Annotated in this window: 11 protein-coding genes; 7 read left to right on the top strand and 4 right to left on the bottom strand. The window is 64.9% G+C overall.

From position 1 onward, the window contains the following. Positions 1 to 151 precede the first annotated feature (151 nt). A complete protein-coding gene (locus tag GVM20_RS11170; RefSeq protein ID WP_234031970.1) occupies positions 152 to 814 on the bottom strand; it encodes a YceI family protein in 663 nt (220 codons plus the stop codon). Positions 815 to 902: 88 nt separating this feature from the next. Further along, a complete protein-coding gene (guaA, locus tag GVM20_RS11175; protein ID WP_166547276.1) occupies positions 903 to 2,504 on the bottom strand; it encodes a glutamine-hydrolyzing GMP synthase in 1,602 nt (533 codons plus the stop codon). A 266-nt stretch (positions 2,505 to 2,770) separates the two neighbouring features. Between guaA and GVM20_RS11180 the strand changes: the two genes are divergently transcribed. Both GVM20_RS11180 and GVM20_RS11185 read left to right on the top strand, forming a co-directional pair. Beyond that, entirely contained in the window at positions 2,771 to 3,097 is a 327-nt protein-coding gene (locus tag GVM20_RS11180; protein ID WP_166547277.1) for a UrcA family protein, read from the top strand. A gap of 520 nt (positions 3,098 to 3,617) precedes the next feature. After that, on the top strand, positions 3,618 to 3,788 hold the full coding sequence (locus GVM20_RS11185; RefSeq protein WP_166547278.1) for a hypothetical protein: 171 nt from the start codon (positions 3,618 to 3,620) through the stop codon (positions 3,786 to 3,788). A gap of 103 nt (positions 3,789 to 3,891) precedes the next feature. On the opposite strand, the gene GVM20_RS11190 is transcribed toward GVM20_RS11185, so the two are convergent. Then, positions 3,892 to 5,454 (bottom strand): class I adenylate-forming enzyme family protein, encoded by a 1,563-nt coding sequence (locus GVM20_RS11190; RefSeq protein ID WP_166547279.1) that lies wholly within the window; start codon positions 5,452 to 5,454, stop codon positions 3,892 to 3,894. Between the two features lie 84 nt (positions 5,455 to 5,538). Here GVM20_RS11190 and GVM20_RS11195 point away from each other — a divergent pair, with 84 nt between their 5' ends. From GVM20_RS11195 to GVM20_RS11215, 5 genes are all read left to right on the top strand, one after another. Then, complete coding sequence (locus GVM20_RS11195; protein ID WP_166547280.1) at positions 5,539 to 6,297, top strand: PIG-L family deacetylase; 759 nt, start codon at positions 5,539 to 5,541, stop codon at positions 6,295 to 6,297. Positions 6,298 to 6,458: 161 nt separating this feature from the next. Further along, positions 6,459 to 8,993 (top strand): DNA topoisomerase (ATP-hydrolyzing) subunit B, encoded by a 2,535-nt coding sequence (gyrB, locus tag GVM20_RS11200; protein ID WP_166547345.1) that lies wholly within the window; start codon positions 6,459 to 6,461, stop codon positions 8,991 to 8,993. 13 nt (positions 8,994 to 9,006) lie between these two features. Next, positions 9,007 to 10,149, top strand: a complete 1,143-nt coding sequence (locus tag GVM20_RS11205; protein WP_166547281.1) for an AI-2E family transporter — start codon at positions 9,007 to 9,009, stop codon at positions 10,147 to 10,149. A 3-nt stretch (positions 10,150 to 10,152) separates the two neighbouring features. Next, positions 10,153 to 10,938: a M50 family metallopeptidase gene (locus GVM20_RS11210; protein ID WP_166547282.1), complete on the top strand. Its 786-nt coding sequence runs from the start codon at positions 10,153 to 10,155 to the stop codon at positions 10,936 to 10,938. A 53-nt stretch (positions 10,939 to 10,991) separates the two neighbouring features. Continuing rightward, positions 10,992 to 11,495, top strand: a complete 504-nt coding sequence (locus GVM20_RS11215) for a nuclear transport factor 2 family protein (protein WP_166547283.1) — start codon at positions 10,992 to 10,994, stop codon at positions 11,493 to 11,495. Here GVM20_RS11215 and GVM20_RS11220 read toward each other — a convergent pair. Next, the gene (locus GVM20_RS11220) at positions 11,492 to 12,130 is read right to left on the bottom strand and encodes a hypothetical protein (RefSeq protein WP_166547284.1); all 639 of its coding nucleotides are present in this window, start codon (positions 12,128 to 12,130) and stop codon (positions 11,492 to 11,494) included. The genes GVM20_RS11215 and GVM20_RS11220 overlap by 4 nt on opposite strands. Positions 12,131 to 12,243 lie beyond the last annotated feature (113 nt).

The following is a 12,243-nucleotide window of genomic DNA, read 5'->3' on the forward strand; positions in this document are numbered from 1 at the left end:
TCGCGCGCATTTTCTGGAGGGTCGCCGGGCGGCGGGGATGCGGTGGGATCGGCCCGCTCGCCAGCTGCCCGGCCCGTCAGCATATGTGCGGGCGCGCGCCGGATCACATTGATCCAGCGCAAGCCGCCTGAATTGAAGCGTAATTTCCGCCTCAGCCGCGCTTGAACGACAGGGTGAAGGTCACCGGCACCGCGGGCGTGATCGAGGGCAGTTGCGCCAGCGCGCGCAATTCGCCCAGTTCGTCGGTCAGGCCGAACATATCGGTCGAGATAATCACCGGCGCGGTCGGCACCACGGTTACCCGGTCAGCCGAAGCGCGGGTGACCAGCACCTCGGTCTCGACATCGCTGGTCGCACCCTTGATCGCCACGCTCGCCTTCAATGGCCGGGTGAGCGACTGGCCGACCGCCAGCCCCGCGAACGCCGCCGGGTCGAGCTTGGCCGTCACGGTTGCCTTGGGGTTTTCAGCCACGCCGAAGAAGATCTCACGCATCCGCTCGTTACGGATATCGACCCCGGTGTTGACCGAGGCAAGGTCGATATCCAGCGTCGCCGTGCCGTCCGCCGCAACGCTGCCCGACAGCTTGTCGAAGCGGTTGGCCTCGGCCACCTCGCCCGCCTTAATGCTGACATAGGACAGGCGCGAACCCGCCGGATCGAGCGCCCAGTCGCCCTCGGTCAGCGGCGCTGCGTCGGTCGCGGCGTCCGTCGGCGCGCTTGTGCCTTGTTCGGCGCAGGCAGCCAGCCCCACAGCGAGTGCGGCGGCCAGGGCAAGGGGACGAAGGTTCGACATCACGATCACGGGACCTCTCATGCAGGAAGTGCGGCGCTGAGCGATATGCGATTCTACGCGCAGGCGGAAGGGGCGGATCAACGTAGCGGCACTCCGTTCACCCGGCTTGTCACTCCCACTCGATCGTTCCCGGCGGCTTCGACGTATAGTCATAGACCACCCGGTTGATGCCCTGCACCTCGTTGACGATGCGGGTCGCGACGCGGGTCAGGAACCCGGCGTCATAGGGGAACACGTCCGCGGTCATCCCGTCGGTCGAGGTGACGGCCCGCAGCGCGCAGACCGAATCATAGGTGCGCGCGTCGCCCATCACGCCGACGGTCTTGACCGGCAGCAGCACCGCAAAGGCCTGCCAGATCGCGTCATAGAGACCCGCGTTGCGGATTTCCTCAAGGTAGATCGCGTCCGCCTTGCGCAGGATATCGCAGCGCTCCTTCGTGACTTCGCCGGGGATGCGGATCGCGAGGCCGGGGCCGGGAAAGGGGTGGCGGCCGACGAAAGCAGGCGGCAGGCCCAGCTCACGCCCGAGATCGCGCACCTCGTCCTTGAACAATTCGCGCAAGGGCTCGACCAGCTGCATGTTCATGCGTTCGGGCAGGCCACCGACATTGTGGTGGCTCTTGATCGTGACGCTCGGCCCACCGGTGAAGGAGACCGATTCGATCACGTCCGGGTAAAGCGTGCCCTGGGCGAGGAAGTCTGCGCCGCCGATCTTCTTGGCCTCGGTCTCGAACACGTCGATGAAGGTCTTGCCGATGAACTTGCGCTTGGCCTCAGGGTCGGTGAGGCCCGCAAGACCGCCGAGGAACAGCTCTTCGGCCTCCACGTGCACCAGCGGGATATTGTAATGGTCGCGGAACAGGGTGACGACCTGCTCGGCCTCGTTCATGCGCATCAAGCCGTGGTCGACGAAGACGCAGGTCAGCTGATCGCCGATCGCTTCGTGGATCAGCACCGCCGCGACCGCCGAATCGACTCCGCCCGAAAGCCCGCAGATCACCCGCTTGTCGCCCACCTGCGCGCGGATCTCGGCGATCTTGGTCTTGCGGAACTCGGCCATGGTCCAGTCGCCCCTGAGGCCGCAGACGTGGCGGACGAAATTGGCGATCAGACGGCCGCCATCGGGGGTGTGGACCACCTCGGGATGGAACTGGGTGCCGTAGAACTTGCGCGCCTCATCCGCGATCACCGCGAAGGGTGCGCCGTCGGACGTGGCGACGATTTCAAAGCCGGGGGCGAACTGGGTGACCTTGTCGCCGTGGCTCATCCAGACCTGATGGCGCTCCCCCACCTCCCACAAACCGTTGAACAGCGAACATTCACCGGTGACAGTCAGGAAGGCGCGGCCGAATTCGCCACCTTCGCCGGTTTCATGCCCGGGACGCACTTCGCCGCCGAGCTGCTGGCTCATCACCTGCTGACCATAGCAGATGCCAAGAATCGGCAGGCCCGCATCGAACAGCGATTGCGGCGCGCGGGGGCTGCCGTCTTCGGGGACGCTGGCGGGCGAGCCTGACAGGATAATGCCCTTGGGCTGCATCCGCTGGAACGCGGCTTCGGCCTGCGTGAAGGGGGCGATTTCGGAATAGACCCCCGCTTCGCGCACGCGGCGCGCGATCAATTGCGTCACCTGGGAGCCGAAATCGACGATCAGGATCGATTCGGGGACGGCAGAATCGCCCGCTGCGGGGCTTGAAGGGTGCGCGCTCATGGCGGCGGATTACGAAGCACGCCCCCCGCTGTCCAGCATCGCCGCATCACAGGCCATCACTTTTGCAGTGCAGCATAAAAGTGGCGACGCATTTTCAACGGGTTCCCGGAAAAATTGCCCGGATTCGTTGCAATCTTTGGAACCAATTCTGCACCTTTCGCATTTGCACATTATTCTTGTGCACTGCACCAGAGTTTCAAACAGCAACCGAATGCCGATCAACGGCATCGTCCTACCGACACCCTCTCTCACAATCGGAGTTCCCCATGCGTTTCATTCTCCCCCTGATTGCCCTCGCCGCCGTTGCAGCGCCCGTTGCCGCAGAGCCGGCCGCTGAGCAGGCCGTGACCGTCCGCATTGCCTATGGCGATGTCGACGTGACCACGCCGGAAGGTCGCGCCGCGCTTGAAGCGCGCATCGATGCCAAGCTGCGTCAGGCCTGCACCGTCGAAGCCGCCGGTCGCTACAGCAGCGGCCGCACCTCGGTCGACAGCAAGTGCGTCGCCGAAGCCCGCACCGTCGCGCTCGCCGAAGTCGAGCGGGTTGCCATGATGCAGCAGGCCCGCAGCGGCCGCACCGTCGCCGCCAACTAAGGCAGGCCAAGCCTCTGAAACGGAACGGCCGCCGGAGCGATCTGGCGGCCGTTTTGATTCTCATTGCGACGCCAATTGTTGCAAGCCTTGCAACTAACCTTGGTGTTTTCGCATTTGAATTCGGACCTGCGCAACACCACTTCGCCGATCGAGCGATGCGTAGCCGGGCCCCTCTCTCCAAACCGGCATTCTTCCATGTGGAGCCATCGCCCGGGTGCGGCATCCGAACACGGACCCGTTGCCTGCCTGCCTGACCGGCAGGAGCGGCCAGCGCTCCCCCCTGCTTGGCCCTCCCGCCCTGTCTCCGTCCGGCCCAGCGCCGGACATGCAGCGAACGAGACGCGGCCACCGCCCTCCCCCCCCTTAAAAGGTGGCCGCGTCTCAAGCTGCTCATTCCCCAGATCGCACCAAACCCAGCCGCATCGCCTTGCGCCGACGCTCCGGTGATTGCCTTTTTCGATTGCGGTGATGAATTATTTTCAGTCTTATGGGTGATTGAAAATTGCGCGGGACTTTGTATATGATGTTCCGGTCCGGGCAGTCCTCTCCCCAACTCCCCCCGATTGCCCGGACTCCCAAACAACAACAAAACAGGGAAACCCGAACCATGAACATGATCAGCGAAAAGGTTATCGCCTTGCTGCTCGCCGTTGCCATCAGCGGCACCGCGTTCAACACGTTTATTGTCTAGGGCCTCAAGCCTCTGATATCGTGTAACGCGCGCAACATAGCGAAAGCCTACCGCGGCCCGGTTCCTCACCCGAGGAGCCGGGCCGAGCTATTTCAGGGCCCCGCTATTCCACCCCGCCCAACCGTGCCGCCTCTTCGCGCAGATCGGTCTTGAGCAGCTTGCCGATGTGGCTGCGCGGCATTTCCGCAATCGGGTGGAGCGCCGCGAGGCGCTGGGTCTTGCCGAGCCGCGCGTTCACCGCCGCCATGATCGCCTCAGGGTCAGGCGCGCCGTCCTTCAGCACCACGAAGCCGACGGGGCTCTCTCCCCACTTGCGCGACGGCATCCCGACCACCGCCGCCTCGGCGACGCCGGGTTCCTTGCACAATTCGGCTTCGAGATCGGAAGGATAGATGTTGAACCCGCCCGAGATGATCATGTCCTTGGCGCGGCCGACCAGTTCGACGAAGCCTTCCGCGTCCACCCGGCCAATGTCGCCCATCCGCATCCACGCCTCGCCGGTGGCAGGGTCGATCCACTGCGCTTCAGCGGTCTTGTCGGGGCGGTTCTTGTAGCCACTCATCATGGTGAGGCTGCGGCCGACCATGTTGCCGGGGGTGCCGGGCGGCACTTCACGGTCCTCGTCGTCGAGCACCTTCAACTCGCTGCCCGGCGCGGGCCGGCCCACGGTGTGAAGCTTATCAGGGAATTCGTGCGCGGCGAGCAGGCACACGACCCCGCCCTCGGTCATCGAATAGATCTCGATCAACCCTCCGGGCATCCGCTTCAGCACCTCACGCTTGAGTTCCGCCGAGAACGGCGCGGAGGTGCAGTATTTGAGCTTGAGGCTCGTCAGGTCGAAGTCATCGAAGCCTGCAAAGTCCATCAGCCGCTGATATTGCACCGGCACCAGCATGGTGATCGTCGTGCGGTCGGCTTGAGCAAAGGCCAGCCACTTCGCGCAATCGAACTTGCCCATCACCCGCACGCAGCCCCCCGCCAGCAGCACCGGCAGGAAGGCGACCATCGTGGTGTTCGAATAGAGCGGTGTCGAGGCGAGCGAGCGCACCTCGATCCCGGCGCCGAGGTAACTCAGCGCGGTCGGCGCGAATTGCCGCCAGCGCATCTGGTGCGAATGGACAATGCCCTTGGGGATGCCGGTCGTGCCGCTGGAATAGATGATGTTGAACGGGTCTTTGGGCTCCGGCACGAAGGCCGGCGCGCGGGTGCCGGGAGGAGCCATCCACTGATCGATGCTCTCCAGCGGCACACGGATCAGGTCAGCCATGAAGTCGGCGCCGAGTTCCGCCGCCTTGGCCGCATCGATGAAGAGATGGATCGCGCCCGAATCCTTCGCCATCCCCGCAAGCTGTTCGGGCGAGGCACTGGTTGTCAGCGGCGCCGCCACGCCGCCAGCGCGCATCGCGGCGAGGAACACAAGCGCATATTCGACCGTGGAGGTGCCGAGGATCGCGACCGATTGCCCGCGTTGCAACCCGGTCTCCACCAGCCGCGCCGCCAGCCGTTCGACCAGCCCGACGAGCTCGGCCCAGTAAACCTCGCGCTTTTCGTCGACGAGGGCGAGGTCATCGCCCTTGATGCGGCTCCATTCCATCAGGATGTTGGGGAAGCTGCCGAAGGGTTCGGCAAGGCGGCTCATCATCAGGTCGTGGCTCATGGGGGCCATGCATAATCAGCCCAGCTCCTCGCGCAAAGGATTTGCGAAGTGGCTCGCACAAGTGGCAGGAAGCGCGGCTAGGAGAGGGACATAATGCGCACCGCAATCACCATCACGCTTGGAGCGTTGGCGCTCTGCCCGGCGCAAGGGCAGAGTGCGCCGCCGGAGCCGCAACGCGTGCTGGTGGTGCTGGCCCACCCTGATGACGAATTGCCGATGGCCCCAGCGATAGCCTCGCTGGCGCGGCAGGGGGCGGATGTTGCCATCTACTACGCGACTGCTGGCGATGCCGGGCCGGGCGTTTCGCGCCTTTCGCCGGGTGCCGCTCTGGCAGAGCGGCGCATTGCCGAAGCGTGGTGTGCTGTCGAGGCGCTGGGGGTGGAGACCTTGCTGGGTGCCGAGCATCCCGATGGCAAGTTGGGCCTTGCCGCGCATCAGGAAGGCAGCCCGGCGCGGGCGCTGGCAGCGGCGTTCAAGGAGCAGTTCGCGCTGTCCGACCTGATCCTCACCTGGGGGCCGGATGGCGGCTATGGCCACGCTGATCACCGCATGGTGAGCGCGCTCGCGACGCAGGCGGTGCAGGCCATGCCCGCCGCCGAGCGCCCCAAATTGCTCTATGTCGGCATCCCCGCAGGCAAACTGCCGCCGGTGGCGGAAATGGCGCAATGGGCCACAACCGATCCGGCGCTGCTGACCGAAAGCATCCCCTACACCCCCGCCGATCTCGAAGCCGCCAAGGCCGCTGCCGCGTGCCATGTCACCCAGTTCGATGACGCCACCCGCGCCGGGATGATGCCGCTGTTCGATGCGACAATGTGGCGCGGCGCAGTGCATTTCCGCCCGGCGTTCTGACGCCATCGACCAAGCGCCCTGAACATTCGTGGAAAAGCGGCCCTTGAGGGCCTCCCACGGTTGGGTTTCCGCCGCGCAAGCCCTATATGATCAGCATGAACGACACCACCTCACAAGCCTCTGACCCGGCCCCCGAAGGTCTTCCCGAACGCGTCCGCCAGATGGGCGAATATGGCGCGGATTCGATCAAGGTTCTCAAGGGCCTCGATGCCGTGCGCAAGCGTCCGGGCATGTATATCGGCGATACGGATGACGGCAGCGGCCTGCATCACATGGTCTTTGAAGTTTCGGACAATGCCATCGACGAGGCGTTGGCCGGTCATTGCGACCTCGTTCTGATCGAATTGAACCCCGATGGTTCCGTGTCGGTCGAAGATAACGGGCGCGGCATTCCCACCGGGATGCACACCGAGGAAGGCGTGTCCGCCGCCGAAGTGATCATGACTCAGCTGCACGCGGGCGGGAAGTTCGAGAACACCTCCGACGACAACGCCTACAAGGTCTCGGGCGGTCTGCACGGCGTCGGCGTGTCGGTGGTCAACGCGCTGTCCGAATGGCTGGAGCTGGTGATCTGGCGCGAAGGCAAGTCGCACTGGATGCGGTTTGAACATGGCGATGCGGTTGCCCCGCTGGTGGTGACGGGCGATGCCCCGCCGGTCGCCAGCAATGGCGATGAGAACGGCCTCAAGAAGGGCACGCGGGTCACCTTCAAGGCCAGCCACGACACGTTCAAGAACGTCACCGAGTTCGATTTCGAAAAGCTGGAGCACCGTTACCGCGAGCTCGCCTTCCTCAACTCCGGCGTGCGCATCAAGCTGCGCGACAAGCGGCACGAGGAGGTGCTGGAGCACGATCTCTACTACGAGGGCGGCATCGCGGCCTTCGTGAAGTATCTCGACCGCAACAAGCAGCCGCTGATCCCCGAGCCGATTTCGGTCTCGGCCGAGAAGGACGGCATCGGGATCGACGTCGCGCTGGAATGGAACGATTCCTATTACGAGAACGTCCTCGCCTTCACCAACAACATCCCGCAGCGCGACGGCGGCACGCACCTTGCTGCCTTCCGCGCCGCGTTGACCCGCACGCTCAACAACTATGCCGAGCGTTCGGGAATGCTGAAGAAGGAAAAGGTCAGCCTCTCGGGTGAGGACATGCGCGAGGGCCTGACCGCCATCGTCAGCGTGAAGCTGCCCGATCCCAAGTTCGGCAGCCAGACCAAGGACAAGCTGGTGTCGTCCGAAGTGCGCCAGCCGCTCGAATCGCTGATGAGCGACAAGATGAGCGAATGGCTCGAAGAGAATCCAGGCGATGCCAAGTCGATCATCCAGAAGGTGATCGACGCCGCTGCCGCCCGCGAAGCCGCCCGCCGCGCTCGCGAAATGAGCCGCAAGGGCGCGATGAGCGTCGCCTCGCTCCCCGGCAAGCTGGCGGACTGTCAGGAACGCGATCCGGCGAAGTCCGAACTGTTCCTGGTCGAAGGGGATTCCGCAGGCGGCTCCGCCAAGCAGGGCCGTGACCGCAAGACGCAGGCGATCCTGCCGCTCAAGGGCAAGATCCTCAACGTGGAGCGCGCCCGGTTTGACCGGATCATCTCGTCGAAGGAAGTCGGCACGCTGATTCAGGCGATGGGCACCGGCATCCGCGATGAATTCAATCTGGAAAAGCTGCGCTACCATAAGATCGTCATCATGACCGACGCTGACGTGGACGGTGCGCATATCCGCACGCTGCTGCTGACCTTCTTCCACCGCCAGATGCCCGACATCATCCGCGCCGGGCACCTGTTCATCGCCCAGCCGCCGCTGTTCAAGGTCTCCAAGGGACGGAGCGAGGTCTATCTCAAGGATCAGGCCGCGCTTGATCGCTATCTGGTCGATGCCGGCCTGCAAGGCCGGGTGATCGAAACCGCCGAAGGGGCACGCGGCGGCGATGATCTGCGCGCGCTGGTGGATGGCGCGCTGCGGCTGAAGAACCTGCTCGCCTTCGTCCCGCGCCGCTATGACAGCGGGATCGTGGAACAGATGGCGCTGGTCGGCGCGCTGGAACCGGGGCTGGCGGGCGACGCGCTCGCTGCTGCGCTGGGCCGCGCCGCCGGACGGCTGGGCGCGGGCGACCGCGAAGCCCGCTGGAGCGCCTATCAGCGCGATGACGGCACGGTCGTGTTCGAACGCCTGTGGCGCGGCGTGAAGGACGTGCACGAAATCGACGCGCGCTTCCTCGTCAGCACCGAAGCCCACAAACTCCACGGCCTCGCCGCCGCACAGGCCGATGCCTATGCCTCGCCTGTCCGCCTTGTGCGCGCGGGCGACGTGCCGGACGAGCCGGAGGCTGACGCTCCCCTTGGGGCCGAGGCGATCGAAGGCGATCCCTTTGCCGGAGAGGCCGAGCAGGTCGCAGCCCCGCCGCCGCTGCCGCAGGACGACGGGATCAGCCGCCCGAGCCAGCTGCTCGACGCGATCTTCGCTGCCGGGCGCAAGGGCCTCGCGATTGCCCGCTACAAGGGTCTGGGCGAAATGAATGCCGAGCAATTGTGGGAAACCACGCTCGACCCCGAAGCCCGCGTGCTGCTGCAAGTAAAGGTTGAAGATGCCGACGTCACCGACGAAATCTTCACCCGCCTGATGGGCGATATCGTCGAACCGCGGCGCGAGTTCATTCAGGATAATGCCCTTAACGTTGCCAATCTCGACGTCTAGATCCGGAGCAGCAATGGCGACCCAACCCCACCGTACCGAGGAACTGCAACAGACCAGCTTTCTGATCATCCTCGCGGTGGTCACTCTGCTGATGGCCGTGGTGATCTATCCCTTCGCCCAGCCCCTGTTGTGGGCGGGGCTGGCGGCGATCATGTTCCAGCCGCTCTATCGCAATGTGCTGCGGCGCCTGCGCGGCCGTCGCAATCCGGCCGCAGGGCTTTCGCTGCTGATCATCTTCATCCTGGTGCTGGTGCCCGCGGCATGGGTGGCCTCGATGGTGATCCAGCAAGCCTTTGTGCTGGTCACCACCTTGCAACAGCAGCCCATCGACCTCGCGGCGCTGTTCGACACGGTTTACACGCGGCTGCCGCAGTTCGCCCGCGAAGCGGTGGATCGCAGTGGCTGGGCCGATATCGCGATGGTGCAGACGCGCTTGCAGGAATTGCTGACCGAAAGCGCCGGGATGATCGCATCGCAGGCTGTCTCGATCGGCAGCGGGGCGCTGAGCTTCTTCCTCTCCTTCGGCGTGGCGCTGTATGTGATGTTCTTCCTGCTGCGCGATGGCGAGCGGATCGGGCGCACCGTGCTGTGCGCTGTCCCGGTCGAACGCAGCATCGCCGACCGGCTGGCCGAGCGGTTCCTCGGCATCGTGCGCGCCACGATCAAGGGCACCGGCGTAGTTGCCCTAGTGCAGGGCGCGCTCGGCACGGTGACACTGATGATCGCGGGTGTGCCCTCGGCCTTGCTGTTCGGGGTGATCATGGCGATTTTCGCGCTGGTGCCGGTGATCGGATCGGGCGCAGTGTGGGTGCCGGCCGGACTGTATCTGCTGATTACGGGCGAGACTTGGCAGGGGCTATTCGTGCTGCTGACCGGGTTCTTCGTCATCTCGTCAGCCGACAATGTGCTGCGCCCGATTCTGGTCGGCCGCGATACCGGAATCCCTGACTGGATCATCCTCATCACCACGCTGGGCGGGATCAGCTTCGTCGGCTTTTCGGGCATCGTGCTCGGGCCACTGGTGGCGGGGCTGTTCCTTGCGAGCTGGTCGATCCTGCGCGAACAGCGCGAGCAGGACGAGGAAACGGTGCGTCAACACGGCATCTCGGTCGACGCTTCAGGCCACGCGCCTGATAGTCCCGCTGCGGCTGGCTGACCCATGCAGCCGCTTGTCACTCCCGGCTCGCAGGGTGAAGCGATCGGACGGCTGGTCGTCGCCGGTCTGGTGGTGACGATGCTGCCCGCGCTGCCGTTTGGCACCTACCTCATCTACCCCTTCGCGATCCTGACGACGTGGTTTCACGAAATGGGCCACGGCCTTACCGCGATGCTGCTCGGCCAGCATTTCGAACAGCTGATGATCTTCCCCAATGGCTCAGGCGTGGCCGAGAGCCAGGTCTCGGGCGAGGCGTCGCGCTTCACCCATGCGGCGATCGCGGCAGGTGGCCCGATCGCGCCGAGCGCGGTGGGGGCGCTGCTGATCGTCGCCAGCGCCCATCCCAAGGCGTGGCGACCGGTGCTGTGGCTGTCCGCGGCAGTCATTCTTGCCAGCGTGCTGATCTGGGTGCGCTCGCTGACGGGGCTATGGGTGCTGCCACTGGTCGCGGGAATCCTTGGCCTGATCGCATGGCGGGCCTCCCCTGCCTTTGCGAGGTTCAGCCTGCAATTCCTGGGCGTGCTCGGCGCCATGTCGATGCTGCGCGATTTCAATTACCTGTTCACCGAGCAGGGCATGGTGGACGGGCAGGCGATGATTTCGGACACCGGACAGATCGAAGCTGCGCTGGGCCTGCCGCACTGGTTCTGGGCCGGGGTGATCCTGCTGATCTCCGGCGTGATGGTGGGCGCCGCGCTCAAATATGCGCTGGCCGAACACCGGTTGCGCCCGCCGCCCCGCAAGCTTCCCGCCAACGTGCTGCAATTCAAGCGGGACCCCAAACGCTGACGCTTTCGGCAGTCCCGCTGGCCGCGCCGGAGCGGTAAAGTGGCACCATGGACATGATCGAACTCGCCGACCGGCTCGCCATTGCCGAAACCCTTGCGCTCTATTGCCGCGGGATCGACCGCTGCGATCCCGAACAGCTCGCGGCAGTGTTCACGCCTGACGCTGTGATCGACTATGGCGACGGCGCGAAGCCCATCGCCGATGTGATCCCCGGACTGATGGCGGGCCTCGGCTCCATGCGCCTCACCCAGCACAATATCAGCAACACCGTGATCCGGATCGCGGGCCTGACTGCGCGGGCTGAAACCAACTGCGTCGCGCTCCACATCATCCCCACGCCCGATGGCGAGATCGAACTCGTGGTCGGCGGGCGCTATCTCGACACGCTGGCGAAGCGCGAAGGCCGCTGGCAGATCGCCGAGCGGCTCTACGTCATGGACTGGAACCGCACTGCGCCTGCGACGATGCAGCTGGAAGGCGGGCTGTTCGATGGCTTGCAGCGCCGCGGCGCGCGTGGGGCAGGCGATCCGTCAGCAGCGTGGTGGGACGCGGCTTAGGACGCAACCTTCAACGTGTTCACGCCCGAGGCATCGGCCCCGGCTTCACCCGACAAGCCGATGAACATCGTGTCGACGATCCGCGCCAGCTTCTTCTCGGACAGCTTGTCGCCGAGATAGATCAGCGCATCGGGCAAGGTGTAGTTCGAGATCATCTGGTTAATCAGCGACAGCGCCTCGTCAATCTCCAGCCCCGCGAAATAGCCATCGGCCTGCGCTTCGGCGATCAACTCGCACAGGTAATGATCGGCGAGATCGACGTAGGAGCGCACCCGTTCGAAATTGGCCGCGCCCATTTCGCACAGGATGCTGAAAAAGTGCGGATCGGCGCGGAAGCGTTCCTGCGAGATCACGAAGCGGCGGCGGAAGAATTCGTACATCTTGCGCGGCGGCGGCAGGTTGGTGGCGAGCACCTCTTCCATCACCTGCAACTGCGGGGCGAACCACGTCTGCGCCACCACATCGAACAGATCGTCGTAATCGGCAAACAGCGCTTCGAAGCGCGCGCGGGTCAGCCCGCTTTCGGCCATCGCGACCGTCCAGGGGATTTCCGAGCCGCGCTCCTTGACCAGATCGAGCACATGCCGCGCGATCCGCTCGCGTTCGGCTTCCCGGGCCGTTTCGTTCAATCCCATGTCGGTCGCGCCTCCTCGCGCAACCGCCAACATAGGCGAAGCGGGCGCAGGCCGGAAGAGGCGCTCGTCGATTTTTGTGCGACGCAGCAAGGGAAAGCTCATGGCGGAGAGAC

It is taken from the genome of Porphyrobacter sp. SLTP, from assembly GCF_009905735.1.
Classification (GTDB): domain Bacteria; phylum Pseudomonadota; class Alphaproteobacteria; order Sphingomonadales; family Sphingomonadaceae; genus Erythrobacter.